The sequence below is a fragment of the Bradyrhizobium vignae genome (assembly GCF_900324035.1).
In the GTDB taxonomy this organism is placed as follows: Bacteria; Pseudomonadota; Alphaproteobacteria; order Rhizobiales; family Xanthobacteraceae; genus Bradyrhizobium; species Bradyrhizobium vignae.
The window spans coordinates 317,143-343,356 of sequence record NZ_LS398110.1 but is presented as its reverse complement, the minus strand read 5'-3'; the positions used below and the strand labels follow the sequence as shown (position 1 = coordinate 343,356).

At 64.3% G+C, this 26,214-nt stretch carries 27 protein-coding genes and 1 pseudogene; 16 read left to right on the top strand and 12 right to left on the bottom strand.

Translation table 11 applies throughout. The annotated features are described in order from the left end of the window. Positions 1-101: 101 nt before the first annotated feature. Together leuC and BRAD3257_RS01665 are read left to right on the top strand one after the other, a co-directional pair. Entirely contained in the window at positions 102-1,508 is a 1,407-nt protein-coding gene (leuC, locus tag BRAD3257_RS01670; protein ID WP_122400378.1) for a 3-isopropylmalate dehydratase large subunit, read from the top strand. 94 nt (positions 1,509-1,602) lie between these two features. After that, positions 1,603-1,812 carry a hypothetical protein gene (locus BRAD3257_RS01665; protein WP_122400377.1) on the top strand — a complete coding sequence of 70 codons (210 nt, stop codon included), beginning with the start codon at positions 1,603-1,605 and terminating at the stop codon, positions 1,810-1,812. Positions 1,813-1,952: 140 nt separating this feature from the next. Here the strand turns inward: BRAD3257_RS01665 and BRAD3257_RS01660 are convergent, their stop codons facing one another. Further along, positions 1,953-2,492: a hypothetical protein gene (locus tag BRAD3257_RS01660; RefSeq protein ID WP_122400376.1), complete on the bottom strand. Its 540-nt coding sequence runs from the start codon at positions 2,490-2,492 to the stop codon at positions 1,953-1,955. A gap of 178 nt (positions 2,493-2,670) precedes the next feature. Between BRAD3257_RS01660 and BRAD3257_RS01655 the strand changes: the two genes are divergently transcribed. Further along, positions 2,671-2,970, top strand: coding sequence for a DUF1330 domain-containing protein (locus BRAD3257_RS01655; RefSeq protein ID WP_162500061.1), 300 nt, complete (start codon positions 2,671-2,673; stop codon positions 2,968-2,970). A gap of 97 nt (positions 2,971-3,067) precedes the next feature. On the opposite strand, the gene BRAD3257_RS01650 is transcribed toward BRAD3257_RS01655, so the two are convergent. Both BRAD3257_RS01650 and BRAD3257_RS40675 read right to left on the bottom strand, forming a co-directional pair. Then, positions 3,068-3,334, bottom strand: coding sequence for a hypothetical protein (locus BRAD3257_RS01650; RefSeq protein WP_122400374.1), 267 nt, complete (start codon positions 3,332-3,334; stop codon positions 3,068-3,070). 52 nt (positions 3,335-3,386) lie between these two features. Next, positions 3,387-3,673: pseudogene (locus BRAD3257_RS40675) on the bottom strand (hypothetical protein). Positions 3,674-3,829: 156 nt separating this feature from the next. On the opposite strand from BRAD3257_RS40675, the gene BRAD3257_RS01640 reads away from it, so the two are divergent. The 3 genes from BRAD3257_RS01640 (at position 3,830) to BRAD3257_RS01630 (ending at position 5,894) form a co-directional block, all read left to right on the top strand. Beyond that, positions 3,830-4,228, top strand: coding sequence for a metallopeptidase family protein (locus BRAD3257_RS01640; RefSeq protein WP_122400373.1), 399 nt, complete (start codon positions 3,830-3,832; stop codon positions 4,226-4,228). A gap of 196 nt (positions 4,229-4,424) precedes the next feature. Continuing rightward, positions 4,425-5,030 (top strand): 3-isopropylmalate dehydratase small subunit, encoded by a 606-nt coding sequence (gene leuD / locus BRAD3257_RS01635; protein WP_122400372.1) that lies wholly within the window; start codon positions 4,425-4,427, stop codon positions 5,028-5,030. Positions 5,031-5,108: 78 nt separating this feature from the next. Then, positions 5,109-5,894: a glycosyltransferase family 32 protein gene (locus BRAD3257_RS01630; RefSeq protein WP_122400371.1), complete on the top strand. Its 786-nt coding sequence runs from the start codon at positions 5,109-5,111 to the stop codon at positions 5,892-5,894. Positions 5,895-6,130: 236 nt separating this feature from the next. Here BRAD3257_RS01630 and BRAD3257_RS01625 read toward each other — a convergent pair whose 3' ends face one another. Next, the gene (locus BRAD3257_RS01625) at positions 6,131-7,012 is read right to left on the bottom strand and encodes an HpcH/HpaI aldolase/citrate lyase family protein (protein WP_122400370.1); all 882 of its coding nucleotides are present in this window, start codon (positions 7,010-7,012) and stop codon (positions 6,131-6,133) included. Positions 7,013-7,122: 110 nt separating this feature from the next. On the opposite strand from BRAD3257_RS01625, the gene BRAD3257_RS01620 reads away from it, so the two are divergent. Then, a complete protein-coding gene (locus BRAD3257_RS01620) occupies positions 7,123-7,767 on the top strand; it encodes a carbonic anhydrase (protein ID WP_122400369.1) in 645 nt (214 codons plus the stop codon). 142 nt (positions 7,768-7,909) lie between these two features. Here the strand turns inward: BRAD3257_RS01620 and BRAD3257_RS01615 are convergent, their stop codons facing one another. Beyond that, positions 7,910-8,944, bottom strand: a complete 1,035-nt coding sequence (locus tag BRAD3257_RS01615; protein WP_122400368.1) for an aspartate-semialdehyde dehydrogenase — start codon at positions 8,942-8,944, stop codon at positions 7,910-7,912. 116 nt (positions 8,945-9,060) lie between these two features. On the opposite strand from BRAD3257_RS01615, the gene BRAD3257_RS01610 reads away from it, so the two are divergent. Together BRAD3257_RS01610 and BRAD3257_RS01605 are read left to right on the top strand one after the other, a co-directional pair. Further along, positions 9,061-9,849, top strand: a complete 789-nt coding sequence (locus BRAD3257_RS01610; RefSeq protein WP_122400367.1) for a hypothetical protein — start codon at positions 9,061-9,063, stop codon at positions 9,847-9,849. A 156-nt stretch (positions 9,850-10,005) separates the two neighbouring features. Continuing rightward, complete coding sequence (locus tag BRAD3257_RS01605; RefSeq protein ID WP_122400366.1) at positions 10,006-10,389, top strand: hypothetical protein; 384 nt, start codon at positions 10,006-10,008, stop codon at positions 10,387-10,389. A gap of 185 nt (positions 10,390-10,574) precedes the next feature. Here the strand turns inward: BRAD3257_RS01605 and BRAD3257_RS01600 are convergent, their stop codons facing one another. Both BRAD3257_RS01600 and leuB read right to left on the bottom strand, forming a co-directional pair. Further along, positions 10,575-11,213 (bottom strand): DapH/DapD/GlmU-related protein, encoded by a 639-nt coding sequence (locus BRAD3257_RS01600; protein ID WP_122400365.1) that lies wholly within the window; start codon positions 11,211-11,213, stop codon positions 10,575-10,577. Between the two features lie 100 nt (positions 11,214-11,313). Continuing rightward, positions 11,314-12,426 (bottom strand): 3-isopropylmalate dehydrogenase, encoded by a 1,113-nt coding sequence (gene leuB / locus BRAD3257_RS01595; protein ID WP_122400364.1) that lies wholly within the window; start codon positions 12,424-12,426, stop codon positions 11,314-11,316. 266 nt (positions 12,427-12,692) lie between these two features. Between leuB and BRAD3257_RS01590 the strand changes: the two genes are divergently transcribed. Then, on the top strand, positions 12,693-13,892 hold the full coding sequence (locus BRAD3257_RS01590) for a YbfB/YjiJ family MFS transporter (protein ID WP_122400363.1): 1,200 nt from the start codon (positions 12,693-12,695) through the stop codon (positions 13,890-13,892). A 93-nt stretch (positions 13,893-13,985) separates the two neighbouring features. Here BRAD3257_RS01590 and BRAD3257_RS01585 read toward each other — a convergent pair whose 3' ends face one another. The 4 genes from BRAD3257_RS01585 to BRAD3257_RS01570 all read right to left on the bottom strand — a co-directional run bounded on the left by BRAD3257_RS01585 (position 13,986) and on the right by BRAD3257_RS01570 (position 17,207). After that, the gene (locus BRAD3257_RS01585) at positions 13,986-14,768 is read right to left on the bottom strand and encodes a molybdopterin-binding protein (protein ID WP_122400362.1); all 783 of its coding nucleotides are present in this window, start codon (positions 14,766-14,768) and stop codon (positions 13,986-13,988) included. A 14-nt stretch (positions 14,769-14,782) separates the two neighbouring features. Further along, a complete protein-coding gene (locus BRAD3257_RS01580) occupies positions 14,783-15,412 on the bottom strand; it encodes a cytochrome b/b6 domain-containing protein (RefSeq protein WP_122400361.1) in 630 nt (209 codons plus the stop codon). A gap of 183 nt (positions 15,413-15,595) precedes the next feature. Further along, positions 15,596-16,150 carry a fasciclin domain-containing protein gene (locus BRAD3257_RS01575; protein ID WP_122400360.1) on the bottom strand — a complete coding sequence of 185 codons (555 nt, stop codon included), beginning with the start codon at positions 16,148-16,150 and terminating at the stop codon, positions 15,596-15,598. Between the two features lie 295 nt (positions 16,151-16,445). Further along, positions 16,446-17,207 (bottom strand): SDR family oxidoreductase, encoded by a 762-nt coding sequence (locus BRAD3257_RS01570; RefSeq protein WP_122400359.1) that lies wholly within the window; start codon positions 17,205-17,207, stop codon positions 16,446-16,448. An 87-nt stretch (positions 17,208-17,294) separates the two neighbouring features. Here BRAD3257_RS01570 and BRAD3257_RS01565 point away from each other — a divergent pair, with 87 nt between their 5' ends. Then, positions 17,295-18,824 (top strand): malonate--CoA ligase, encoded by a 1,530-nt coding sequence (locus BRAD3257_RS01565; RefSeq protein WP_122400358.1) that lies wholly within the window; start codon positions 17,295-17,297, stop codon positions 18,822-18,824. Positions 18,825-18,941: 117 nt separating this feature from the next. On the opposite strand, the gene BRAD3257_RS01560 is transcribed toward BRAD3257_RS01565, so the two are convergent. Then, positions 18,942-19,802 (bottom strand): sulfite exporter TauE/SafE family protein, encoded by an 861-nt coding sequence (locus tag BRAD3257_RS01560; protein ID WP_122400357.1) that lies wholly within the window; start codon positions 19,800-19,802, stop codon positions 18,942-18,944. Between the two features lie 510 nt (positions 19,803-20,312). Here BRAD3257_RS01560 and sdhC point away from each other — a divergent pair. The 5 genes from sdhC (at position 20,313) to BRAD3257_RS01535 (ending at position 26,182) form a co-directional block, all read left to right on the top strand. Beyond that, entirely contained in the window at positions 20,313-20,711 is a 399-nt protein-coding gene (gene sdhC, locus BRAD3257_RS01555; protein ID WP_027561807.1) for a succinate dehydrogenase, cytochrome b556 subunit, read from the top strand. Then, positions 20,708-21,112: a succinate dehydrogenase, hydrophobic membrane anchor protein gene (gene sdhD / locus BRAD3257_RS01550; protein ID WP_122400356.1), complete on the top strand. Its 405-nt coding sequence runs from the start codon at positions 20,708-20,710 to the stop codon at positions 21,110-21,112. Before sdhC ends, sdhD begins: the two co-directional genes overlap by 4 nt. A 3-nt stretch (positions 21,113-21,115) precedes the next feature. After that, a complete protein-coding gene (sdhA, locus tag BRAD3257_RS01545) occupies positions 21,116-22,951 on the top strand; it encodes a succinate dehydrogenase flavoprotein subunit (RefSeq protein ID WP_122400355.1) in 1,836 nt (611 codons plus the stop codon). A 107-nt stretch (positions 22,952-23,058) separates the two neighbouring features. Further along, entirely contained in the window at positions 23,059-23,841 is a 783-nt protein-coding gene (locus tag BRAD3257_RS01540; RefSeq protein ID WP_122400354.1) for a succinate dehydrogenase iron-sulfur subunit, read from the top strand. Positions 23,842-24,028: 187 nt separating this feature from the next. Continuing rightward, positions 24,029-26,182, top strand: coding sequence for a hybrid sensor histidine kinase/response regulator (locus BRAD3257_RS01535; RefSeq protein WP_122400353.1), 2,154 nt, complete (start codon positions 24,029-24,031; stop codon positions 26,180-26,182). Positions 26,183-26,214 lie beyond the last annotated feature (32 nt).

The window sequence follows — 26,214 nt, the reverse complement described above, 5'->3', positions numbered from 1 at the left end:
CGTCAGAGCTTACGCGCGCAGCCTAAAAGCTGCGCTGACGATTTTGTTGCCCGCGCGCCAGGCGCGCTATCCGCTTACCAACATTCCCGGAGCTCAAGCTCATGTCCAAGCCGACCACCCTGTACGACAAGATCTGGAACGACCACCTGGTGCACGAAGCCGAGGACGGCACCTGCCTGCTCTATATCGATCGTCACCTGGTGCATGAGGTGACCTCGCCGCAGGCGTTCGAAGGCCTGCGCGCGACGGGGCGCAAGGTCCACGCGCCCGAGAAGACGCTCGCGGTCGTCGACCACAACGTGCCGACCACCGATCGCACCAAGCCGAATCCGGATCCTGAGAGCATCGAGCAGATCAAGGCGCTGGCCGAGAACGCCAGGGAATTCGGCATCGAATATTACAACGAGTTCGACAAGCGCCAGGGCATCGTCCACGTCATCGGCCCCGAGCAGGGCTTTACCCTGCCCGGCACCACCATCGTCTGCGGTGACAGCCACACCTCGACGCATGGTGCGTTCGGCGCGCTCGCCCACGGCATCGGCACGAGCGAGGTCGAGCACGTGCTGGCGACGCAGACGCTGATCCAGAAGAAGGCCAAGAACATGCGCGTCACCGTCGACGGCAAATTGCCCGACGGCGTGACCGGCAAGGACATCATCCTCGCCATCATCGGCGAGATCGGCACCGCGGGCGGCACCGGCTACGTGCTGGAATATGCGGGCGATGCGATCCGCGCGCTCTCGATGGAAGGCCGCATGACGGTCTGCAACATGTCGATCGAGGGCGGCGCCCGCGCCGGCCTCGTTGCGCCCGACCAGAAGGCCTTCGACTTCCTGCGCGACCGGCCGAAGTCGCCGAAGGGCGCGGCCTGGGATGCGGCAATGCGCTATTGGGAGACGCTGCGCTCCGACGAAGGCGCGCATTTCGATCACGAGCTGCGCCTCGATGCTGCAAAACTGCCGCCGATCGTGACCTGGGGCACCTCGCCCGAAGACGTGATCTCGGTGACCGGCATCGTGCCCGATCCCGACAAGATCGAGGACGAGGCCAAGCGCATCTCCAAGCATCGCGCGCTGAAGTACATGGGCCTGACCGCGGGGACGAAGATCACCGACATCAAGCTCGACCGCGTCTTCATCGGCTCCTGCACCAACGGCCGCATCGAAGACTTACGCGCAGCGGCGAAGATTGCTGAAGGCAAGACCGTTTCGGCGAACGTCAACGCCATGGTCGTGCCGGGCTCCGGCATCGTGAAGGAGCAGGCCGAGGCTGAAGGTCTGGACAAGATCTTCATCAAGGCCGGCTTCGAATGGCGCGAGCCGGGCTGCTCGATGTGCCTTGCGATGAACCCGGACAAGCTGAAGCCGGAAGAGCGCTGCGCCTCGACCTCGAACCGCAACTTCGAGGGCCGCCAAGGCTTCAAGGGCCGCACGCATCTGGTGTCGCCGGCGATGGCGGCGGCCGCGGCGATCGCGGGTCACTTCGTCGACGTCCGGGAGTGGCGCTAAGCCGGTTCCTACAATTGTAGCGATCGCGGCAAAGCGCCGTTAAGCGCCCACAACGACACTGCGTCCTCGCGACGATCTCGCGAGGACGCAAGCCATGGCCAACAAGCCTGAATATGTCGACCTGATCAGCGAAGCGACGCGCCAGCACCGCCGGCGTGCGGCGCCGCTGCGCGTCGTTGCCAAGCCGGAGGTGGAGGAGACGTCAAAGCTCAGCCGCTGGCCGCCGGCGATGTTTCGGCAGTGGAAGCTCGAGAATCTGATGCGGTGGAAGGCTTCGTCTTGGAAGCTGAAGGATTGGCTCTGAGTTAAAGCGCCGCCATTATCCACGGTCATTCCGGGCGATGCGAAGCATCGAACCAGGGTGCGCTATTGCGCACCCGAGAATCTCGAGATTCCAGGTCTGGCGCTTGCGCCGCCATCCCGGAATGACGGTGCTAAATCACCTCACCAATAATACCGGTACGGATAGTGCCAGCGGGGCCAGCGGCAGACGCGGCGCGGGCCGTAATAGGTCCAGATGATCCGGCAGCGACGCGGATAGTGATAGTAGGGATAGTAGCCCCCGACATAATAGCGCCGGTGGAAGTGACGATAGCCGTAATGGGGACGATAGATCCCGTAACGATGATAGCCGCCATAGTGGCGAAATCCGCCGTAACGAATGCCGCCGCCGTGAAAGGCCGGCGCAGCGCGGAAGCCGCCGCCATGGAAGCCGCCACCGCGGAAGCCGCCGAAATGTCCGCCACCGCCGCGGAAGCCACCACCGCCGTGGAAATGACCGCCACCGCCATGTCCGCCGCCGCCGTGACGTATCTGCGTGACGAGATCGTCGGTCGCGGCCTTCGTCGCGGGTGACGTCGCCGGATTGATCAAGGTGAGTGCTTCAGCGCGACGCGCGGTGCCGGCCGACAGCATCAGCGTCGCGGCGGCCGCGATCCCGAGCACGCGCATCGGGCGAGCCCGACGACCCAACATCCTCAGCATGGAACCCTCCCTGAATCTGGACAGCAGAGCTGCGACGCGACGTCTCGGCCGTGCCATCGCTGTTCAATTACGGTCGCTCCCAAGATTAAATTGCGGACGGCGATGTGAACGCGCCATGAATGAACGACACTGGGCCTCGGCGATGCGACGCAGTGCCGCGACGGAAGGAATTTTGCAAATGACTGTCTACGCCATTGCGCAATTGAAGATGACGGACCGCGCAGCTTATGACCGCTATCAGGCGCGGTTCTTCGACGTGTTCAGAAAGTACAACGGGCGCCTGCTCGCCGCCGACGAACATCCGCGCGTACTCGAGGGCGCGTGGCCGCATGACAAGCTTGTCATGATGTCGTTTGCCGACGAGGCCGCATTCCTCGCCTTCTCGAACTCGCCCGAGTACGAAGAGATCTCGCGTGATCGCAAAGCCGGCGCACAGGCGACCGTGCTGCTGGTCAGGGGATTCGACCCCGCGGGCTAAAGTGCGATGAGATTTGGATGAATCGTCATCGCGCTTCAGCTTGTTGTTTACGCATGATCTTTCCGGACAACCGCTTCGCACTTTTCCGGATCATGCTTTAGCGCGTCCAGAACGGCCCGTAGCCGAACACGAAAGGTACCGGCACGCGGTAAGGATAAGGACGATAGTAGACGGGCCGCGCGTAGTAGCGTGGATCGTGGCGCGCAGCAGGCCGCGCAATGTCACGGGCTCGCGCGTGTCGCCGGACATCGAAAACCGCGATCCCCGCCGACGCCTCCGGTATCGTCGCCCTTTGCGCCGCGGAAGCGCGAGGCACGCCGGCAGCGAGCGCCACGGCAATAGCCAATCCAATCCATCGCGCCATCACGACCCTCACGAGGCCACGGCGCTGTTGGCTGGCGCGGGCATTGAACTGGTCAGCCCCGGCGCCAGTAGCAGCTCACGCGCGGCACGATCACCGTGCCGCTCGGCCGGTACTCCTGCACATAGGTCGCGTTGCAGACGCGGACCGCGTCGGGGCCGGGATTGTAGCGCGGATAGACGCCATCCGGGCTGTAATGTAATAGGGCGTGACGCGCAAGCGCGCCGGGGGCCGCTTGCGCAGCGGGGGTATGTCGTCAGGCGGAACCGCCTGGGCGAAGCGAATCTCGGGGTCGGCGGTCTGCGCTTCCGCGCCAACGCAAAACTGCGAAAACAACCCCATGCACAGTAGAGTCAGCGCTGTTTTCGCTCGCATTTTTCCGCCCACCTGAAACGTCCCATTCAAGGCCCACGCTCCCCGTTTTGGTCGCGCCCGTCAACCTCGCCGCGCTTATAAAGCCAGATGCATCGCCGCGGAACCCGCGGTAAGAAGGGGTCCATGTGGACGGAATTGAAAGCGCCGTCGCTGGCCGAGATGGAAGCGATGGCTCACGATGTGTTCGAGCGCCTGCCGGTGGAATTTCGCAAGCTCTGCGAGGGCGTGATTGTCCGCGTCGACGACTTCCCGACCGAGGAGGTCCTGGACGAAATGGACTGCGAGAGCGAGTTCGACCTGCTCGGCCTGTTCCAGGGCGTCGGCCTGCCGCATCAGAGCTTTGGCGACGTGGCGCGGCTGCCCAACATGGTGTGGCTCTACCGCCGGCCGATCCTGGATTATTGGGCCGAGCACGACGAAAGCCTCGGCCATATCGTCCGCCACGTCCTGATCCATGAGATCGGCCACCATTTCGGCCTTTCGGACGACGATATGGCCGCGATTGAGGCCAAGGCGGAGTAGAGCGGAGCTTCTTCACCTCTCCCCGGCGGGGAGAGGTGAAATCCCAAGGGAGAGGTGAAATCCCGACGCCGCACCAGTCCAGCCTCATACCCCGCAAGCAGGAGAGGTAAGGCAGACCTGCCCAATTCGGCCTAGGATTCGGCCCCCGATCGCGATAAATACCGGCTCCCTGAACCACGTGCGGGAAAGCGCAACCATGGACAAGTTCACCACGCTGGAAGGCGTCGCGGCGCCGCTGAAGATCGTCAATGTCGATACCGACATGATCATTCCGAAGCAGTACCTCAAGACCATCAAGCGCACCGGCCTTGGCAAGGGGCTCTTCTCCGAGCAGCGCTACAAGGACGACGGCAGCGAGAACCCGGATTTCGTTCTCAACCAGCCCGCCTATCGCAACGCGAAGGTGCTGGTCGCCGGCGACAATTTCGGCTGCGGCTCGAGCCGCGAGCACGCGCCCTGGGCGCTGCTCGACTTCGGCATCCGCTGCGTGATCTCGACCTCGTTCGGCGACATCTTCTACAACAACTGCTTCAAGAACGGCATTCTGCCGATCCGCGTCTCGCAGGAAGATCTCGACAAGCTGTTCGACGACGCCGAGCGCGGCGCCAACGCGACGCTGACGATCGACCTGCCGAACCAGGAGATCCGCGGCCCCGACGGCGGCAAGGTCAAGTTCGAGATCGATCCGTTCCGCAAGCACTGTCTCATCAACGGTCTCGACGACATCGGCCTCACCATGGAGAAGAAGGCCTCGATCGATTCCTATGAAGAGAAACTCAAGCGCGAGCGCGCCTGGGCCTGATCTCGGATTTTCGTTCGAGCCCCGGTGCTGTCAGCGCCGGGGCTTTTTCTTTGCCCTGCTTATCCGTATGGCTCGCGCATGCTCCCCGAGATCGTCACCTTCTGGCATGGCCCGATGGATGCGCTGCGCCAGACCTGTCTGCGCTCGCAGCTCGCTGCCGGCCACAAGGTCACGGTCTACAGCTTCGACACCATTCCCGGCCTGCCCGCCGGCATTGCCAACGCCGAGGCCGAGGCGATCCTGCCGCACGCATTCTCCGAGCGGTTGCGGCCGCCGCAGCCCGACGGCAGCTGGCGTGACTGGACCACGCTGCAGTTCAGCGACTTCTTCCGCATGAAGCTGATGGCGAAGGGCCTCGGCCTCTGGCTCGACGCCGACGTGCTGCTCTTGAAGCCCGTCGAGATCGATCCGGCAAAACCCTATTTCGCCTGGGAGCGGCCGCGCCAGCTCGGCAATTCCGTGCTCTATCTTCCGCCCGAGCACGGCATCGTCGCCGCCTTCGAAGAGCTGATGGAGCAGGAGGAGCTGACGCCGAACTGGCTCTCGGTGCGCCACCGCATCACCTTCATGATGCGCCGCCTGCGCGGCGGCTCGAACCGGCTCTCGGACATTCGCGTCGCGATCTACGGGCCTGCGGCGCTCACCGCGCTCGCGCGCCGCACCGGTGAATTGCAGAACGCGTTGCCAAAACAGTCGTTCTACGCCGTGCATGCCGAGCCAAAATTGTTCTTCGACCCCTCGAGCTATCTCGGCCTCGTCACCAATCCCGAGATCATCGGCCTGCACATCTCCCCCAAGGGCCGCGGCGGCGAGAAGCCGATTCCCGGCAGCCTGTATGCGTGGGCGGCGGAGCGGTTTAGCTAACTGTCGCGCAAGAGATGCGCTGCAGCTCGCAGGCTTATGGAGCCTTCCGAGCAAACGCCTCGTCCTTCGAGACGACCGCTTCCAGCGGTCTCCTCAGGATGAGGCTAACGGGCATAGGAGCCTGTAGAAACCGTTGCCGCACACTCCGTCCTCATCCTGACGGTTATTGCGCGAATGCCGCGACGCTGGAGTCGCTCGGCCGTGCCGATCTCGTGCCGCGCCGAGATCGTGCGTGCTCAGGACTTCCCCATCGCCGCAATCGCATCCGCGATCTCGATCGTGCGGCGGGCCATGTCGGCGTGCAGGCGCTCCACCATGGCGCCGTCGAGACGGATCGCGCCGCGCGAAGCATTCTCCGGCAATTCGAACGCCGCAATGATCTTTCGGGCGCGCGCGACTTCTTCTTCAGGCGGGGTGAAGATCGCGTTGCAGGCGTCGATCTGTGAGGGATGGATCAGCGTCTTGCCGTCGAAGCCGAGGTCGCGGCCTTGCGCGCATTCGGTGGCGAAACCGTCGGAATTGGCGATGTCGCTGTAGGGGCCGTCGAGGATTTCGAGGCCATGGGCGCGCGCCGCCAGGATGCAGTGGGTGATCATCGGGATCATCGCGGCGCGGCCCGGCAGCATCCGGATCCGCGTCTCGCGCGAGATGTCGTTCGGGCCGAACACGAAACCGGAGAGGCGGGTCGATGGATCGCGGCCGGCGGCGGACAGCTCCTCGGCATGGAGCACCGCGCGCGCGGTCTCGATCATGGCCCAGACTTTCACGGTCGGCGCGGCGCCAAGCTCGGCCAGCTTACGGCCGATCGCATTGAGATCTTCGATGCTTGAAACTTTTGGAACCAGGATGCCGTCGGGCGATGCCTTGGCGGCCATCGCGACGTCATCGGCCCACCAGGCCGTGTCCAGACCGTTGGTCCGGATCAGGATCTCGCGCTTGCCGAACCCCTTGGCCGAAATCGCAGCGGCGATCCCGTCGCGGGCCATCGCCTTGGCTTCGGGGGCGACCGAGTCTTCCAGATCGAGGATCAGGCCGTCGGCGGCCAGATTCCGTGCCTTTTCCAGCGCGCGGGGGTTGGATCCGGGCATGAACAAATGGCTGCGGCGCGGGCGGGTCATGCGATCGTTCCTTCCGGTTTCCTCGTCTGTCTTCTGACCTGAGCCGTAGCACTTGGCATGCCTATTCGAAAGGCTTGTTCGGTCCCGGGCTCTATGGTTAGGCATAGGCCATGACGACATTCCCGAAGCATTTGCTGGAAGGCTACAAGGCCTTCGCCACCCAGCGGCTGCCTGCCGAGCAGAGCCGCTACCGCGAGCTGTCGGTGAAAGGACAGTCGCCGGAAGTGATGGTGATCGGCTGCTGCGACAGCCGCGTCTCGCCCGAGGTGATCTTCGACGTCGGCCCCGGCGAATTGTTCGTCGTCCGCAACATCGCCAATCTGGTGCCGACCTATCAGCCCGACGAGAGCGCGCATGGTGTCTCGGCGGCGCTGGAATATGCGGTGACGGTGCTGAAGGTGAAGCACATCGTGGTGCTCGGCCACGCGCAATGCGGCGGCATCCGCGCCTTCGTCGACAAGATCGAGCCGCTGACGCCCGGTGACTTCATCGGCAAATGGATGCAGATGTTCATCAAGCCCGGCGAAGTGGTCGAGCAGCGCGAGCACGAGACCATGGCGCAGTTCGTCGAGCGCATCGAGAAGGCCGCGGTGTTCCGCAGCCTGGAGAACCTGATGACCTTCCCGTTCGTGCGCAAGGCCGTCGAGAGCGGCCAGATGCAGACCCACGGCGCCTATTTCGGCGTCGCGGAGGGGACTTTGTTCGTGCTGGACAAGGCAAGCAAGGAATTCAAGAGCGCGCGCGGCGAGGCTTGAGCGGCTTCGTATACTGCCGCATCAAACGAGATCGTCGTCCCGGACAAGCGCAGCGAAGCGGAGCGCAAATCCGGGGACCAATACTCCCGGGACCAATCGAGGCGCGAAGGCGTAACTCCGGGTCCCCGTAACCACGTCTCCCTTACGCCGCCTTCTTCTTCGCGCTGATCAGCTTGCGGTTGATCAGGACTTCCGCGATCTGGATCGCATTGAGCGCGGCGCCCTTGCGCAGATTGTCGGACACGCACCAGAACGCGAGACCGTTCTCCACCGTCGCATCCTCGCGGATGCGGCTGATATAGGTGGCGTCCTCGCCGGCGGCTTCGTATGGGGTCGCGTAGCCGCCGGGCTCCTGCTTGTCGATGACGAGGCAGCCGGGCGCCTTGCGCAGGATCTCGCGGGCTTCGTCCGCGCTGATCGGATTCTCGAACTCGATGTTGACGGCCTCGGAGTGGCCGACGAAGACAGGCACGCGCACGCAGGTCGCCGAGAGCTTGATCTTGGGATCAAGGATCTTCTTGGTCTCCGCCATCATCTTCCACTCTTCCTTGGTGTAGCCGTCTTCCATGAAGACGTCGATGTGGGGGATGACGTTGAAGGCGATGCGCTTGGGGAATTTCTTCGCGACCAGCTCGTCATTGGTGTAGACGGCCTTGGTCTGCGAGAACAGTTCGTCCATCGCGTCCTTGCCGGCGCCCGACACCGATTGATAGGTCGAGACCACGACGCGCTTGATCGTCGCCTTGTCGTGCAGCGGCTTCAGCGCGACCACGAGCTGCGCGGTCGAGCAGTTCGGGTTGGCGATGATGTTCTTCTTCTTGAAACCTTCGGTCGCGCCTGCGTTCACTTCCGGCACGATCAGCGGCACGTCCGGGTCCATGCGCCAGGCCGAGGAATTGTCGATCACGACGGCGCCGGCGGCGCCGATCTGCGGCGACCATTCCTTCGACACCGCGCCGCCCGCCGACATCAGGCAGATGTCGACGTCGGAGAAGTCGTAATGCTCGAGCGCTTTGACCTTGAGGGTGCGGTCGCCATAGGAGACCTCGACGCCGACGCTGCGGCGCGACGCCAGGGCCACGACCTCGTCCGCGGGGAATTTGCGCTCATCGAGGATGTTGAGCATTTCCCGACCGACATTGCCGGTCGCGCCGACGACTGCGACTTTGTAACCCATCGTTCACTCTCCGATGAAAAAGCCCGTTCCTGAAGCTGACGCTTAAACAGGAAGAGCAGCGCTTCTATGCGAGAACCGGCCTCAAGACAACGTGGGACCATGCCTGAAGGCCGTGGATGCAGTCGCCTGAGGCCAGCACGGCCGTTAGCCCTACCCAGATCCAGCTGGCGCTCCTGGCCGTTGCCGACGAGGTCGTCGGCACGCTGGCGCGCCTGATCGCCTATGTAGGGGCGCTCGCCCTGCTTGCCATCCTCGCCGTCGCAGCGCTCGGCCAGCTGCCTGACTTGCGCGACGATGAGCCGGCGGACAAGCCAGGCTGGAGCGTGGCCGACCGCTCGCATCCGGCCTTCGCCGTCAGCCGATTCGATTCATCAGATAAAACAGCATCTTACACCATCCTCAGGCATCCCGAAGGCGGCCGCAGGGACGTGCTGCGCTGGACCGACGCGGCGGACAAGCCTGTAGCCGAGCTCGAAATCTACCGCCAAGGCGCCGAATTCGACGTGACACGGCCGGCGGCCGCGGGTCTGGCCGCCCAGATGGGGTTGGGGACGGTCACCCCGCTCGAGCAGGCCGGCCTGATCGACACCAAATTCGGCCCCGTCGCGCTGTTCCGGCCAACCGGCACGATCGAGGGTGCGCAGGGCTGCCTCGGCTACCTCAAGCGCAGCGAGGAGCCGGGCTTGCAGATCTCCGGCTTCTCCTGCCAGGGCGACAGCCTTCCCGCGACGCGCGCGGCGATCGCCTGCACGCTGAACCGGCTGACGCTGCTGACCTCGGGCAACGAGCCAAAGCTGGCGGAAATGTTCGCCCATGCCGAGCTCAAGCGCCGCTCGTGCGATTCGCGGGGCTCACCGGACTGGCTGCTCGGCGCCGCCAATGCGCAATTGCGCGGGACGCTTTGACCGGCATCAAGCTCAAGTGGCTGGTTTGCATGCAACTTTTGCCGGCGCGCACGATTATTCCGCGTTGGTGTGACCCAATAGACCTAGTTGCGGTCACCCCGGGCGCGCTAGTATGGGGTGAAATCGACTGGCGGCTTGCCGCCTGAAGGGGACGTGATGAGCTCGAAATTTTCTGCGGCGAACAAATTGGCGACCTGGCTTGCGGCAGGCGCCGTGATTGCCATGTCCGTCGCGACGCCAGCCTCCGCCGACACCAGGACCAAGCGCTATGACGAGCGCGGCCGCCCCTACTATGGCCCGAGCGGCCCCAACGCGGTCTATCAGCAAGGCCGCACTCGCATCTATGTGAGCAAGCGCTCCTGGCTCGACGGCGGCACCGAGGTCAATCCGGGCGACCGCAAGTTCACCGACTACGCCTTCCCGCCGGCAGTGGGCTATCCGTCCTTCGCGCGCGAGAACCTCAACCGCCCGATCGACCGTCAGCCGCTCTCGCCCCCGCAGGATGTCGGCGGCTATCCGCAGAATTTCCCGCTGTACTGAGCGGGCTGATCTTTCCGAATCAAAATGGCCGGGCTCGCGCCCGGCCGATTTTGTTTTTGCGCGATGCCGTAGGGCACTCCTGCCTCTCCATCGTCATTGCGAGCGCAGCGAAGCAAATCCAGAATCTTTCCGCGGAACGATTCTGGATTGCTTCGTCGCTTCGCTCCGCGCAATGACGGCTGAGACTATGCGTTCGCTGCCGGATCATAGCGCCGGCAAAATTCTTCGATCGCCTCGGAGCGAAAATCGGCGAGACGCTCGAAGATGAGCGCATCCGGCCAATCCCACCAGGCGATGCGGCGCAGGCTTGCCGCAACGGCATCCGGAAAGCGTTTGCGGATGGGCCGTGCGGGAACGCCGCCGACGATGGTGTAGGGCTCGACATCACGGCTGACGACCGCGCCTGCGGCAATCACCGCGCCGTCACCGACGCTCACACCCGGCAGCAAGATGGCGGCGTGGCCGATCCAGACGTCATTGCCGACGATGACGCGATCGCCGCGGCGGCCTGCGAAGAAGTCGCGGTCGCGCGTCGCCGACGCCTCGTAATATTCAGGGCAATAGGTGAAGCGATGCTGGGACGGCCGGCCCATCGGATGGTTCGGCGCGCCGATCCGCACCGCATTGGCGATGGCCGTGAACTTGCCGATTGTCGCATCGGCGACGTCGCAGTTCTCGCCGAGATAGGAGTAGTCGCCAAGCGAGGCATATTCGATCCGGGTATGGCTGAGGATCTCGCAGCGCCGCCCGATCTGCGCCTCGCGCTGGCGCACCGTTTCATGGATGGTGGTTTCCGCGATCTTGGGGCGGGGTGAGGCATCCATGAGGGAGCTCCGATAGCAGGTGCGTAGGGTGGGTTAGCCCTGCGACTGCGCGAAGCGCATTTCGCACGGCTAACCCACCCTACGAAAGCCGTGCTTTTGGCTACGCGTGCAGCTTCTGCAATTCCTTCAAAATCGCTTCGCCCATCTGCGTGGTCGAGGCCGCCGTGGTGCCTTCCGACTTGATGTCGGCGGTACGCAGGCCGCTGGCCAGCACCGCGGCGATCGCGGCGTCGACCTTGTCAGCGAGATCGCCCATGTCGAAGGAATAGCGCAGCGCCATGCCGAAGGACGAGATCATCGCAATGGGATTGGCGAGGCCCTTGCCGGCGATATCGGGCGCCGAGCCGTGCACGGGCTCGTACAGCGCCTTGCGCTTCTTGCTCTTGACGTCGACCTCGCCGAGCGAGGCCGAGGGCAGCATGCCGAGCGATCCCGTCAGCATCGCTGCGATGTCGGACAGCATGTCGCCGAACAGGTTGTCAGTGACGATGACGTCGAACTGCTTCGGCCACTTCACCAGCATCATGCCGCCGGAGTCAGCAAGCTGGTGCTCGAGCGTGACGTCGGGGTATTCGCGCTTGTGGACCTGAGTCATGACCTCGTTCCAGAGCACGCCCGATTTCATGACGTTGCGCTTCTCCATGGACGTCACCTTGTTCTTGCGCTTCCTGGCAAGCTCGAAGGCGACGCGGCCGATGCGCTCGATCTCATAGGTGTCGTAGACCTGGGTATCGATCGCGCGCTTCTGGCCGTTGCCGAGATCGGTGATGGTCTTGGGCTCGCCGAAATAGACGCCTCCGGTGAGCTCGCGCACGATGACGATGTCGAGGCCCTCGACCGCCTCGCGCTTCAGGCTGGAGGCATCGGCCAGCGCCGGGTAGCACACGGCCGGGCGGAGGTTCGCGAACAGGGCAAGATCCTTGCGCAGGCGCAAGAGACCAGCTTCGGGGCGCACCTCGTAAGGCACCGCATCCCATTTCGGGCCGCCGACTGCGCCGAAGATCACGGCGTCGGCGTCCTTGGCCTTGGCCATGTCGCCCTCGGAGATCGAGACCTTGTGGGCATCATAGGCCGAGCCGCCGACGAGGCCGGTGTCGGTCTCGAACTTGGCGATCCCGGCCGAATTGAGCCAATCGATCAGCCGCTTCACCTCGCCCATCACCTCGGGGCCGATACCGTCGCCGGGGAGCAGCAGCAATTTGTGGGTCGCCATGGTCGTTCTACCTCCGTTGCGTCATGGCCGGGCATAGCCGGCCAAAGGACGGCGTCGCTTCCGCTCGCCTATGTTCCGGCCATCCACGTCCTTGGCTTGCGGGGCGAAGAACGTGGATGCCCGGCACAAGGCCGGGCATGACGGCATCTCGTGAATTTCGGCCGGAGTGCTAGAGCGGCGTTGCGCGCTTGGCAAGACACCATTGCCGCGCCGCGGCTGTGCAAGACCGGCAGGGCCTGCCACAGTGCGGGTTGCCGGAGTACCCCTTGCACGCCCCTGACCGTCCCCCGAACCCGCATCCTGCGCGGCTGATCCTGACCCTGTCGCTGGCGGCAACGGTCGGGCTCGGCATCGGCCGCTTCGCCTATGCGCTGGTGCTGCCCGACATGCGGGAGGACCTTGGCTGGTCCTACTCGGCGGCCGGTTTCATGAACACCATCAACGCCGTCGGCTACCTCGTGGGCGCGCTTGTCGCGTCCCGGCTGATCCAGCGCGTCGGCTGGTCAGCCGCAATCCGCGGCGGAACCCTGGCCTGTGTCGCCGCGCTCGCGACCTGCGCGCTATCAGGCAATTTCGTCGCGTTGAGCCTGGCGCGCCTCGTGCTGGGCCTGGGCGCAGCGGCGGGCTTCGTCGCCGGCGGCGCGCTGGCCGCGACCATTGCGCAGTCGCAGCCCGCGCGCGCCAATTTCCTGCTCAGCCTGTTCTACGCCGGGCCGGGCATCGGCATTCTATCATCCGGGTTGATCGCCCCGTTCACGCTGCAATATTTCGGACCCGGCTCGTGGTGGATCGTCTGGTGGGCGCTGACGCTGCTGTCCGTCGCGATGACGATCCCGCTGTTCCTGATCCGCATCGAAAGCGGCGCGCGTTTCTCGGAAGGCAGTCACGCATCGTTCGCGATCCTGCCGGTGCTGATCTATCTCGCCGGCTACTTCCTGTTCGGCGCGGGTTATATCGCCTACATGACCTTCATGATCGCTTATGTGCGCGACGGCGGCGGCGGCGCCGCGGCGCAGGCGGCGTTCTGGAGCCTGATTGGTCTGTCCGCCTTCGTCACCCCCTGGGCCTGGCGCGGTGTGCTGGCGCTCGACCGCGGCGGGCTCGCCACCGCGATCATCCTCGGCACCAACGCGTTGGGGGCCGCCCTGCCGATGCTCGGGCATTCGCCGGCCTGGCTCGCGATCTCGGCGGTCGTGTTCGGCGTCGCCTTCTTCGCCGTGGTCGGCTCAACCACCGCCTTCGTCCGCTTCAACTATCCGCCCGAGGTGTGGCCGACCGCGATCGCAGCGATGACGATCTCGTTCGGCGTCGGCCAGACGCTCGGCCCGATCGTGGTGGGTGCGGTCACGGATGCGCTGGGGAGCTTGAGCTACGCGCTGAACGTCTCGGCCGCACTGCTGGCGCTCGGGGCGGTGGCGGCGCTGTGCCAGCGGAAGGTGGGGCCGGCCAGGCAATCGGTGCCGTAGGGCGAGCAAAGGCGCGAAGCGCCGTGCCCACCATCTCCTTCATCATGGATGGAATGGTGGGCACGCTTGCGCTTTGCCCACCCTGCAGCGGAGCTAGCTCCCGCTGAACGAATTGTACCCCTGGTCTTCCCAGTAACCGCCTTTGTAGTCGTTGGTGACTTCCATCGAGACCACGTATTTCGGGTTCTTGAAGCCGAGCTTTGTCGGCACGCGGATCTTCATCGGGAAGCCGTAGGCGCGGGGCAAAATCTCGTTCGCGTATTTGAACGTCATCTGCGTCTGCGGATGCAGCGCGCTGCGCATGTCGAGCGGCGAGTTGTAGCCGTCCTTGTCGGCACACTGGAACCAGACATATTTCGCGCGCGTGTCCGCGCCGATCAGCTTGAGGAAATCGCGCAAGGGCGTGCCGGTCCAGCTGCCGATCGCGCTCCAGCCCTCGACGCAGATGTGGCGGGTGATCTGGGTGACCTGCGGCAATTGATAGAGCTCGTCCAGCGTCCAGGACTTCTTGTTGTCGACGAGACCGCGCACTTCGAGCTTCCAGTCCTTGCCGTCGACATCCGGGGCATCGTCGAGATCGTAATAGGCGTTGAACGGGAACGGCTTCGTGATCGCGCTCTCCGGGAAGGTCGGCGCCAACGCATCGGGATTGAAAATGAAGGACTGCACGGCGTCGTTGAACTTCGACACCTGCTTCAGCATCTCCTCGGCCGAGGAGGAGTCGACGACGTCGCAGCCGGTGAGCAGCGTCAGCGCGCCGAGGCTGGCGCCGCCCGCGATGAAGCGGCGGCGGGTGAGATCCGGCATCGTCTTGAGGGAGTCCTTGATCAGGAGCCGCTTGTCGACGCCGGGGATCAGGAATGAACGTTTGGCCATCACAACTCTCCTAATCAGCGCCCGATGATCATCGCGCGCAGGCTCTTCGGCACCAGCAGCGCGAGCAGGACGTGGATGACGAGGAACGCGCAGATCGCGGCCATGCAGAAGAAATGCACATAGCGCGCGGTCGGATAGTCGCCGAACAGCATCACGAGGTAATACAGCTGCACCGGCTTCCACATGCCGAGGCCGGAGAGCACGATCAGCACGCCGACCACGATGATGCCGGCATAGAGCAGGCGCTGCACGTAATTGTAGACGGTGAGATCGTCATGACCGAGCTTGAAGATCAGGGCCGCCCTGACGTCGTGAAGCACGCCGGATGGCGTGATCGGCAGCAGTTTTTTCCGGAAGCGCCCGGTGGCGAAACCGGTGATGAGATAAGCAAGGCCGTTGATCATCAACAGCCACATCGCCGCAAAATGCCAGAGCAGGCCGCCGCCGAGCCAGCCACCGAGCGTGTACTCGCGCGGGAAGCTGAAGCCGAACAGCGGCGAGGCATTGTAGATCTGCCAGCCCGACAGGATCATCAGGATCATGGCGAGGGCATTGATCCAGTGCATGACCCGGACCCAGGCCGGCTGGATCACTTTGGCCGGGGTGGCGCTGACCTGCTCGTCAGTGACTGTGAGGCTCGACATGATGGTTCCGTCCTGGCGATCGTCTAACGATAATTATACGCCGCTGCGTCCGCTTTCGTTACGCCTCTCGCGTCATGGAATCGATGCCGCGAGGCTATGGCGGTCACAAAAAAGCGAGCCGGGCACCCCCGGCTCGCCGTCTCAAAGCGTCCTGTTCGGGGGATGAAACAGGGACGCGCGGTGTTACGTTGCCGGCATCAGCACGGTGTCGATCACATGGATGACGCCGTTCGACTGGTTGACGTTGGAGATCGTCACCATGGAGGTGCCGCCCTTGGCATCGACGATCCAGGTCTTGCCGTCCATCTTCTTGACCGTCAGTTCCTCGCCCTCCGCGGTCTTCAGCTTCTTGCCGTCGGTGAGGTCGGAGGCCTCGAGCTTGCCGGGCACGACGTGGTAGGTGAGGATCTTGGTCAGCGTCGCCTTGTTCTCGGGCTTGACCAGATTGTCGACGGTGCCGGCCGGCAGCTTGCCGAAGGCGGCGTTGGTCGGCGCGAACACCGTGAATGGTCCCTTGCTTTCCAGCGTCGGCACCAGGCCCGCCGCCTTCACCGCCGCCACCAGCGTGGTGTGGTCCTTGGAGTTGACTGCGTTCTGCACGATGTTCTTGGACGGGAACATCGCGGCGCCACCGATCATGACGGTCTTCTCCTCGGCGCGCACCGGCGCGACGACGGTCGCGGTGACGGCGATGGCGCTGATGGCTGCGGCAGCGAGATAGGCAATGCGCTTCGACATGGAAAGTCTCCCGATTGAATAGAGGCCGGCGATGGCCGGTGTTTGAGTTGGGCAACAACGGCGGCTGCGGCCGTGTGAAGTGATGCAGCAGTGCCGTCGTTGGACCGAACTACGGGAGGGTCTGCGATACGGTTTCGAGGAAAAATTCTTTGTGATGCGTGAAACTATGTGGGGAGATGTTCGTGTGGTGGCTCAGCCGTCATTGCGAGGAGCGAAGCGGCGAAGCAATCCAGACTGTCTCCGCGGATCTATGCCTGGATTTGCTTCGCTTCGCTCGCAGGTCGCGCGACCTTGGCTAATCCCTGTTGTTCGGCGTCTGGATGAAGCCGCGATTGTGCGTGGGGCTGATCAGGAGCTCGTTGATGCAGACGCGCGGCGGCATCGAGGCGATGAAGGCGATGGTGCGGCCGAGGTCTTCCGGTTGCAGCATCCTGGCCTGCTCTTCCTCGCTTGGCACCACCGGGCGCAGCTTCAGGATCGGCGTCGCCACCTCACCCGGCATCAGGCAGCAGGCGCGAAGCCCATTGACGCATTCGTCCATGTTGAAGGAATGGGTCAGCGCCAGCACCGCGTGCTTGGTCGTGGTGTAGGCCGGGCCCGGCATCTTGGAGACGTTGCGGCCGGCCCAGGACGAGACGTTGATGATCGAGCCGTCCTGCTGCTTGCGCATCGTCGGCAGCACCGCGCGCATGCAATAGAGCACGCCGTTGAGATTGACCTGGACCAGCTTGTCCCAGCCCTCCAGTTCCATGTCCTTCCAGCTGCGCTTGGGAACATTGATGCCGGCATTGTTGACGAGCAGGTCGATGCGGCCGTGCCTGGCGACGATCTGATCGGCTGCCTTCTGGGCCTCCACGGCGTCGGACACGTCGAGTGCAATGGCCTCAGCCGCTCCGCCCGAGTTACTGATCTTGGCAACTACGGTACCCAGGGCGTCCTTGCGTCGCCCGGACACCACCACCGTCCAGCCGTCAGCCGCGAGCGCCTCGGCGCCGGCCTCCCCGATCCCGCTGCCGCCTCCGGTGACCCAGGCCACGCGTTTCCCGTTTTTTGACATGCAAACCGTCTCCGTTGCTTCATCGGGGCGGTTTTTGCTAATCCAGCTCTCGATTTTTGACCGGCCTCCGCCGGCGAGGAATGTTGCATGAACCAAGCTGCCAACGCCAACCTGTTTTCCCGCCTGTTCGACGGCCTGGACGATCCGAAACGCCTTGCGATCGAGACGCATGACGGCGCCCATATCAGCTATGGCGACCTGATCGCGCGCGCCGGGCAAATGGCGAACGTGCTGGTCGCCCGCGGCGTGAAGCCCGGCGATCGCGTCGCGGTGCAGGTGGAGAAATCCGTGGCCAACATCGTGCTGTATCTCGGCACGGTGCGCGCCGGTGCAGTCTATCTGCCGCTCAACACGGCCTACACGCTGAACGAGCTCGACTACTTCATCGGCGATGCCGAACCGTCGCTGGTGGTCTGCGATCCCTCCAGGGCGGAAGGGCTCGGCCCGATCGCCGCCAAGGTGAAGGCCAAGGTCGAGACGCTCGGGCCTGACGGCAAGGGCTCGCTGACGGAGGCCGCCGACAAGGCAGGCAGCGAATTCACGACGGTGCCGCGCGCGAGCGACGATCTCGCCGCGATTCTCTACACGTCAGGCACAACCGGCCGCTCCAAGGGCGCGATGCTGACCCACGATAATCTGGCGTCGAACTCGCTCTCGCTCGTCGACTACTGGCGCTTCACCGACAAGGACGTCTTGATCCACGCGCTGCCGATCTACCATACGCACGGCCTGTTCGTGGCGACCAATGTGACGCTGTTCGCCCGCGCCTCGATGATCTTCCTGCCGAAGCTCGACCCTGATTTGATCATCAAGCTGATGGCGCGCGCGACGGTGCTGATGGGCGTGCCGACCTTCTATACGCGCCTGCTGCAAAATCCCGCGCTGTCGCGCGAGACCACGAAACACATGCGGCTGTTCATCTCGGGCTCGGCGCCGCTGCTGGCCGAGACCCATCGCGAATGGTCGGCGCGCACGGGCCATGCCGTGCTCGAGCGCTACGGCATGACCGAGACCAACATGAACACGTCGAACCCCTATGACGGTGAGCGCGTGCCCGGCGCGGTCGGGTTCCCGCTGCCCGGTGTCTCCCTGCGTGTGACCGATCCCGAGACGGGCAAAGAGCTGCCGCGCGAAGAGATCGGCATGATCGAGGTGAAGGGCCCGAACGTATTCAAGGGCTACTGGCGGATGCCGGAGAAGACCAAGGCCGAATTCCGGCCCGACGGGTTCTTCATCACCGGCGACCTCGGCAAGGTCGATGCGAAGGGTTACGTGCACATCCTCGGCCGCGGCAAGGATCTCGTGATCTCCGGCGGCTTCAACGTGTACCCCAAGGAGATCGAGAGCGAGATCGACGCCATGCCCGGCGTGGTCGAATCGGCCGTGATCGGCGTGCCGCATGCCGATTTCGGCGAGGGCGTCACGGCGGTGCTGGTCTGCAACAAGGGCGCCGATGTCAGCGAAGCCTCGGTGCTCAAGGCGCTCGACGGCCGCCTCGCCAAGTTCAAGATGCCCAAGCGCGTCTTCGTGGTCGACGAGCTGCCGCGCAACACCATGGGCAAGGTGCAAAAGAACATTTTGCGCGAGACGTACAAGGATATTTACGCGAAGAAATAAGGAGCGCCCTCTCGTCTCGTCATTGCGAGGAGCTCTTGCGACGAAGCAATCCAGGCTGCCTCTGCGGAAGGATTCTGGATTGCTTCGCTGCGCTCGCAACGACGGTGGGTACGGCGGCTACTGCCCGCCCAGCAAGCTCAGCACGAACCTGCTACCCACAATGAACAGATAGCAGCCGAACGCGACTTCCAGCATGCGCTTCGACATCGCGTGCGCGGCCTTCACACCCAGCGGCGCGGTGACGAGGCTCATCGGCATCACCAGCACGGCGCCGATCAGCGAGACGTAGCCGAGCGCGAACGGCACCTGCAGCGCGGCGACGGTCGGATAGCTCGCCGCGGCGGGCCAGCCAGCGTAGGCATAGCCGAGCGCGCCGGGAATCGAAATCAGCACCGCGAGCGCCGACGAGGTCGCCACCGCCTGATGAATGGGACGGCTGTAGAAGGTCATCAGGAGGTTCGAGAACAGACCGCCGCCGATGCCCATCAGCGTCGAGAGAATGCCGACGCAGAAGCCGTAGACGCGCATCAATGGCCCCTTCGGCAGGTCGTCGCCGAACTTCCAGCCTTCGCGCGCGAAGACGAGACGGGCCGCCGCCGACCAGGCGACGCCGACGAACACGATCTTGAACAGCCGCTCCGGCGCGACGCGCGCGACCACGCTGCCGGCGATGACGCCGATCAGGATCGGCACCCACCAGACGCGCAGGATCGCCATGTCGACCGCACCGCGCTTGTAGTGCGCCTGGAACGATCGGATCGAGGTCGGGATGATCACCGCGAGCGAGGTGCCGACGCACAGCGGCATCCGCACCTCCAGCGGCACACCGGCGATGCGGAAGCATTCGTAGAACACCGGCACGAGGATCGCGCCGCCGCCGATGCCGAACACGCCGGCCAGAAATCCCGAGAGCGCGCCGGTTGCGATCAGCAGCAGCGCGAGCTCGACGATCTCCTTGATATCAAGACCTGCAACCACCCCTGACTTGCCCCCGGCGACTTGGTCGCAACTTCTCCGCCACGCACGTTCGGAGAGCCATCTGCGGTGGTTTAGGCGATCTGATTCCCACGGTCGACACGCAACGTCGGCCGGCTGGGGTGGAATGCAGGGTGCGCATATCCGGACCAGACCCGAATGCGATCAAAGCTCAGCAGATTGGCGCCCGGCCGAGGCGCGCTGCCGGCGTTTTGGCTGGAGCTCCGGCTGGGTTAGACGGCATGGTCCGTTTGGAGGTGTTCCAATAGCAATTTCAACGCGCCTCGGCGCTTTGGAAAGACATGAATGAATGTTCGGTTCTTTGTTGGCGGACAGAGGCTCTGGTATACCAAGCCCCTGATTGGTCTTGTTTCATCAAGGCTGTAGAGCTGAACCCTCGTTCGATTTATGGCGATTTGGTGATTGCGCAGGCGGAATCGACTCCGTAAATAGAGCCGACCTCTCGCGATCCCCGCGCGCGCCCTCAAGGGCCGCCATACAACATCAAAGCCCATGACCGCACGGATCGAACGACCGCTTTCACCACACATGCAAGTCTACCGCTGGACGCTGACGATGGCCCTATCCATCGTCCACCGCGCCACCGGTATCGCCCTTTACGTCGGAACCCTGCTGCTCGCCTGGTGGCTGATCGCGGCGGCCTCCGGCCCCGCCGCCTATGCCCATGTCCAGGCCTTCACCGGCAGCATCATCGGCCGACTGATCGTGTTCGGCTACACCTGGGCGCTGATGCACCATATGTTGAGCGGCATTCGGCACTTCGTCTGGGACCTCGGCTACGGCTTCAAGGCCAATGAGCGCGAGGCCCTGACCTGGGGCGCAGCGATCGGCGGCATCGCCCTGACGGTGCTGATCTGGATCATCGCCTATGCAATCGGAGGCGGACGATGAGCGCGACCGATACGCCCAAGCGCAGCATGCGCACCCCGCTCGGCCGCGTCCGCAATCTCGGCGCGGCGCATTCCGGCACATCCGATTTCTGGCGGCAGCGCCTCACGGGGGTGGCGATGACGCTGCTGATGATCCCGGTGCTGGTGATCATCATGATGCTGCTCGGCCGCAACCAGGCCGGCGCCAAGCAGATCCTCGGCTCGCTGCCGGTCGCCATCATCATGGTGCTCTTCATCATCGCCAGCGCCTGGCACATGAAGATCGGCATGCAGGTCGTGATCGAGGACTACGTCCACAACGAGAAGCTGAAGCTCACCGCGATCATACTCAACAACTTCTTCTCGATCGCGGTCGCGCTCGCCTCGATCTACGCGATTCTCCAACTGTCATCCGGAGTGTAACCCATGGCCAACGAGACGAATGGCAAGGGCAACGGCGCTCCCGCCACCAACGGCAAAGCCTACCCGATCGAAGATCACACCTATGACGTCGTCGTAGTCGGCGCCGGCGGCGCGGGCCTGCGCGCGGTGGTCGGCTGCAGCGAGGCGGGCCTCCGCACCGCCTGCATCACCAAGGTGTTTCCGACCCGCTCGCACACGGTCGCGGCGCAGGGCGGCATCTCTGCTTCGCTCGGCAACATGCACAAGGACGACTGGCGCTGGCATATGTACGATACCGTGAAAGGGTCGGACTGGCTGGGCGACCAGGACGCGATCGAATACATGGTGCGCAACGCGCCCGACGCGGTCTACGAGCTCGAGCATTGGGGCGTGCCGTTCTCGCGCACCGAGGACGGCAAGATCTATCAGCGTCCGTTCGGCGGCATGACCATGGACTACGGCAAGGGTCAGGCGCAGCGCACCTGCGCCGCCGCCGACCGCACCGGCCACGCCATGCTGCACACGATGTATGGCCAGTCGCTGCGTCACGCGGCCGAGTTCTTCATTGAGTTCTTCGCCATCGACCTGATCATGGACGACCAGGGCACCTGCCGCGGCGTCATCGCGCTCAAGCTCGATGACGGAACGCTGCATCGCTTCCGTGCCCAGACCGTGATTCTCGCCACCGGCGGCTACGGCCGCGCCTACGCCTCCTGCACCTCGGCCCACACCTGCACCGGCGACGGCGGCGGCATGGTGCTGCGCGCCGGCCTGCCGCTCCAGGACATGGAGTTCGTCCAGTTCCACCCGACCGGCATCTACGGCTCGGGCTGTCTCGTCACCGAGGGCGCCCGCGGCGAAGGCGGTTATCTCGTCAATTCCGAGGGCGAGCGCTTCATGGAGCGTTACGCGCCGTCGGCCAAGGACCTCGCCTCGCGCGACGTCGTTTCGCGCGCGATGACCATCGAGATCCGCGAAGGCCGCGGCGTCGGCAAGAAGAAGGACCACATCTTCCTTCACCTCGACCATCTCGATCCCGCGGTGCTCTCCGAGCGCCTGCCGGGCATCTCCGAATCCGCAAAAATCTTCGCCAATGTCGACGTGACGCGCGAGCCGATCCCGATCGTGCCGACCGTGCACTACAATATGGGCGGCATCCCCACCAACTATCACGGCGAAGTGCTGACCAAGAAGGACGGCGACGACAACGCGGTGATCCCCGGCCTGATGGCGATCGGCGAGGCCGCCTGCGTCTCCGTGCACGGCGCCAACCGCCTCGGCTCCAACTCGCTGATCGACCTCGTCGTGTTCGGCCGTGCCGCAGCGCTCCGCCTGGCCGAGAAGCTCACGCCCAATGCCAAGCAGCCCGAATTGCCGGCGAACTCGGCCGAGATGGCGGTCAGCCGTCTCGACCATTACCGCTACGCTTCCGGCGGCACCCCGACCGCGAAGCTGCGCGAGGGCATGCAGCACGTGATGCAGAACAATTGCGCGGTGTTCCGCACCGGCGAAGTGCTGAACGAAGGCCAGAACCTCATCGCGAAGGTCCACAGCGGCATCACCGACATCGCCGTGTCCGATCGCTCGCTGGTGTGGAATTCGGACCTCGTCGAGACGCTGGAGTTCGATAATCTGATCTCGCAGGCCGTGGTGACGATGAACTCGGCCGCCAACCGCACCGAGAGCCGCGGCGCCCATGCCCGCGAGGACTTCTCCGAACGCGACGACAAGAACTGGATGAAGCACACGCTGGCCTGGCTGGACGATGCCGGCAAGGTCAAGATCGAGTACCGCCCGGTTCACGACTACACCATGACCAACGACGTACAGTACATCCCGCCGAAGGCGCGCGTGTATTGAGCGAACAGTAGCCGTCATTCCGGAGCGATGCGCAGCATCGAATCCGGAATCTCGAGATTCCGGGTCTGGTCCTTCGGACCATCCCGGAATGACGAAAGGTTAGAGCAATGGTTGAATTCGCACTTCCGAAGAACTCCAAGATCACTGGCGGCAAGACCTGGCCGAAACCCGCGGGCGCGACCGAGCTCCGCGAGTTCAAGGTCTATCGCTGGAATCCTGATGACGGCAAAAATCCGAGCGTCGACACCTATTACGTCGACACCAATGATTGCGGTCCGATGGTGCTCGATGGCCTGATCTGGATCAAGAACCACATCGACCCGTCGCTCACCTTCCGCCGCTCCTGCCGTGAAGGCGTCTGCGGCTCCTGCGCCATGAACATCGACGGCCAGAACACGCTGGCCTGCACCCGCTCGATGCACGACGTCAAGGAAGGCGCGGTCAAGATCAACCCGCTGCCGCACCAGCCCGTGGTGAAGGACCTCGTCCCCGACCTCACCAATTTCTACGCGCAGTACGCCTCGGTCGAGCCCTGGCTGAAGACGACCTCGCCGACGCCGCAGAAGGAATGGCGCCAGAGCCACGAGGATCGCGAAAAGCTCGACGGCCTCTATGAGTGCATCCTCTGCGCCTGCTGCTCGACCTCCTGCCCGAGCTATTGGTGGAACAGCGAGCGCTATCTCGGGCCCGCCGCGCTGCTCCAGGCCAACCGCTGGGTCTCCGATTCGCGCGATGAAGCCACCGGCGAGCGGCTCGACAATCTCGAGGATCCGTTCCGGCTCTACCGCTGCCATACCATCATGAACTGCGCCAAGGCCTGCCCGAAGGGCCTCAACCCGGCCGAAGCCATCGCCGAGCTCAAGCTCAAGATGGTCGAGCGGCAAATCTGAGACGAAGGTCATCCTTCCACCCCGGCCCAGACCGGCCGGGGTGTTCTGCAATTGGCTTAAATTCGAGCAGAATTTTCTCAATCCCGCTGCACGTGCAAATTTTTAGATTGCAACCAGCCGCTCCAGCATAAGCTACTTCCTCACCTGCACAAGATTCGGTTAAGCTCCCACTCGGGACGGAGCGACTGTGCAGAGGGCGCAACGCAACTCGCTGAGGCTGTTGCAGTGGATGATGGCGGCATCCCTGGCGCTGCCGATTGCGCTGTTCGCCGTTGCCGCCACGATCTCCTACACATCGACCAAGGATATCGCCGACCGGGAGATCGAGCGCACGGTCGATGTCGCGCATGAGCACGCGCTCAAGGTGTTCGAGACCATCGACCGCAGCCTTGCCGAGCTCAACGAGGTCGTGCGCGGCCTTTCAGACGATACCATCCGCGCCCGAGAGCCGACGCTGCATCGCCGGCTGAAGCGGCTGACCGATTCGCTGCCGCAGCTCAAATCGGCCTGGATCTTCGATGCGCACGGAAAAGCTCTGGTCAACAGCCTTGTCTCGCCACCGCCGGACCTCGGCTTTGCCGACCGCGATTACTTCTATGCCCATGTCGACCAGACCATCGGCACCTTCATCGGCATGCCGCTGACGCCGCGTCCGCCCTATCAAGGTGCCCGCTTCTTCGGCGTGAGCCGCCGCCGTGACTCCGACGACGGCCGCTTCATCGGCGTGATCCAGGCCTCGGTCCTGCCGGAATATTTCGAGAGTTTTTACGCCAGAATTGGATCGGATCCCGGCAGCTTCTTCGCGATGGCACGCACCGACGGTGCGGTGCTCACGCATTTTCCCCGGCTTGACCACGACCTCCGGCTCGATCCGGCCGGCCCTGTAGGCCGGAAGATCGTGGCTCAACCCGAGCACGGCCTCATCACCGTGGCATGGCCCTCGGACGGCATCGAGCGGCGCATCGCCTACCGTCGCGTCGCCGAATATCCGATCTATGTCAGCGCCGGGCTCGAGACCTCGGCGATCCGCGCGCGCTGGTTCGCCACCATGGGCCAGCATCTGGTGTTCGGCATTCCCGCCACCGCACTGCTGTTTCTGCTGCTGGCGCTCGCCTTGCGGCGCACCCAGCACCTTCAGGCCGAAGCTGCAAAGCGGCGCGAGGCCGAGGAGGCGCTCAAGCACAGCCAGCGCCTGGAAGCGCTCGGACAGCTCACCGGAGGCGTCGCCCACGACTTCAACAATCTCCTGACGGTGATCCGCGCTTCGGTCGACCTTTTGAACCGGCCGCAGCTGACCGAGGAGCGGCGGCAGCGCTACATCACGGCCATCGCCGATTCAGTGGCGCGCGCAGCCAAGCTGACCTCGCAGCTGCTCGCCTTTGCACGGCGCGAGCCCCTCAAGCCGGAGGTGTTCGACGTCGGTGCGCGGGTGCAGTCGCTGCACGACATGCTCGCCACGCTGCTGGGTCCCGCGATCGAGATCGTCATGCAGCTGCCGGCGGAGCCGTGCCTTGTCAATGCCGATGCCAGCCAGTTCGAGACCGCGCTGATCAACATGGCGACCAATGCGCGCGATGCCATGCAGGGCAAAGGCAGGATCGTTTTCAGCGTCGAGGCAACAACGACCGTTGCGGACGCAACGGTGCAGCTTTCGGCCAGCCCGGCCATGACAGAGCATGGCTTCGTCCGCGTGACCGTCAGCGACACCGGCATCGGCATTCCCGCCGCGCGAATAGGGCGCATCTTCGAGCCGTTCTTCACTACGAAGCAGGTCGGCCACGGCACCGGTCTCGGCCTGTCCCAGGTGTTCGGCTTCACCCGGCAATCGGGCGGCGAGGTGACTGTCACGAGCGAGGTGGGGCAGGGCAGCACCTTCTCGCTCTATCTGCCGCGCGTCCCGCCGGACCTGTTGCCGCAGCGCCAGGCGCCCAACACTGCGCCGGCGGTGGCCGGCAGCGGCATGTCGGTGCTGGTGGTCGAGGACAATATCGAGCTCGCCAATTTCGCCGCCGATGGGCTCACCGAACTCGGCTACACCATCACGCTGGTCGACAATGCGGCCGATGCACTCGCCGAGCTCGCCGTGGACGCGGATCGTTTCGATGTCGTGTTCTCGGACGTGGTGATGCCCGGGATGACCGGGCTCGATCTGGCGCAGGCGATCCGCGACCGCGGCATCGGCGTGCCGGTCGTGCTGACCACCGGCTACAGCCAGGCCCTGTCACAGGACGGCGCTGCCGGATTCGATCTCGTGCAAAAGCCCTATTCGATCGAGGAATTGTCGCGCGTTCTGCACCATGCGGCACGGCCGCGACGCGTGCGCGACGGCGCCGCCGAGTGATTCGCCGGCCGGAACCCAAGGGAACCGTTTGA

Coding starts and splice junctions, on each gene's coding strand:
- BRAD3257_RS01580 (WP_122400361.1), bottom strand. CDS start 15,412: ATGTCGAGCCTCACAGTCACTGACGAGCAGGTCAGCGCCACCCCGGCC.
- BRAD3257_RS01665 (WP_122400377.1), top strand. CDS start 1,603: ATGGCCAACAAGCCTGAATATGTCGACCTGATCAGCGAAGCGACGCGC.
- BRAD3257_RS01625 (WP_122400370.1), bottom strand. CDS start 7,012: ATGACCCGCCCGCGCCGCAGCCATTTGTTCATGCCCGGATCCAACCCC.
- BRAD3257_RS01570 (WP_122400359.1), bottom strand. CDS start 17,207: ATGTCAAAAAACGGGAAACGCGTGGCCTGGGTCACCGGAGGCGGCAGC.
- BRAD3257_RS01605 (WP_122400366.1), top strand. CDS start 10,006: ATGAGCTCGAAATTTTCTGCGGCGAACAAATTGGCGACCTGGCTTGCG.
- sdhD (WP_122400356.1), top strand. CDS start 20,708: ATGAGCGCGACCGATACGCCCAAGCGCAGCATGCGCACCCCGCTCGGC.
- leuB (WP_122400364.1), bottom strand. CDS start 12,426: ATGGCGACCCACAAATTGCTGCTGCTCCCCGGCGACGGTATCGGCCCC.
- BRAD3257_RS01650 (WP_122400374.1), bottom strand. CDS start 3,334: ATGGCGCGATGGATTGGATTGGCTATTGCCGTGGCGCTCGCTGCCGGC.
- BRAD3257_RS01600 (WP_122400365.1), bottom strand. CDS start 11,213: ATGGATGCCTCACCCCGCCCCAAGATCGCGGAAACCACCATCCATGAA.
- BRAD3257_RS01620 (WP_122400369.1), top strand. CDS start 7,123: ATGACGACATTCCCGAAGCATTTGCTGGAAGGCTACAAGGCCTTCGCC.
- BRAD3257_RS01630 (WP_122400371.1), top strand. CDS start 5,109: ATGCTCCCCGAGATCGTCACCTTCTGGCATGGCCCGATGGATGCGCTG.
- BRAD3257_RS01585 (WP_122400362.1), bottom strand. CDS start 14,768: ATGGCCAAACGTTCATTCCTGATCCCCGGCGTCGACAAGCGGCTCCTG.
- leuC (WP_122400378.1), top strand. CDS start 102: ATGTCCAAGCCGACCACCCTGTACGACAAGATCTGGAACGACCACCTG.
- leuD (WP_122400372.1), top strand. CDS start 4,425: ATGGACAAGTTCACCACGCTGGAAGGCGTCGCGGCGCCGCTGAAGATC.
- sdhA (WP_122400355.1), top strand. CDS start 21,116: ATGGCCAACGAGACGAATGGCAAGGGCAACGGCGCTCCCGCCACCAAC.
- BRAD3257_RS01655 (WP_162500061.1), top strand. CDS start 2,671: ATGACTGTCTACGCCATTGCGCAATTGAAGATGACGGACCGCGCAGCT.
- BRAD3257_RS01660 (WP_122400376.1), bottom strand. CDS start 2,492: ATGCTGAGGATGTTGGGTCGTCGGGCTCGCCCGATGCGCGTGCTCGGG.
- sdhC (WP_027561807.1), top strand. CDS start 20,313: ATGACCGCACGGATCGAACGACCGCTTTCACCACACATGCAAGTCTAC.
- BRAD3257_RS01575 (WP_122400360.1), bottom strand. CDS start 16,150: ATGTCGAAGCGCATTGCCTATCTCGCTGCCGCAGCCATCAGCGCCATC.
- BRAD3257_RS01615 (WP_122400368.1), bottom strand. CDS start 8,944: ATGGGTTACAAAGTCGCAGTCGTCGGCGCGACCGGCAATGTCGGTCGG.
- BRAD3257_RS01565 (WP_122400358.1), top strand. CDS start 17,295: ATGAACCAAGCTGCCAACGCCAACCTGTTTTCCCGCCTGTTCGACGGC.
- BRAD3257_RS01640 (WP_122400373.1), top strand. CDS start 3,830: ATGTGGACGGAATTGAAAGCGCCGTCGCTGGCCGAGATGGAAGCGATG.
- BRAD3257_RS01610 (WP_122400367.1), top strand. CDS start 9,061: ATGCAGTCGCCTGAGGCCAGCACGGCCGTTAGCCCTACCCAGATCCAG.
- BRAD3257_RS01540 (WP_122400354.1), top strand. CDS start 23,059: ATGGTTGAATTCGCACTTCCGAAGAACTCCAAGATCACTGGCGGCAAG.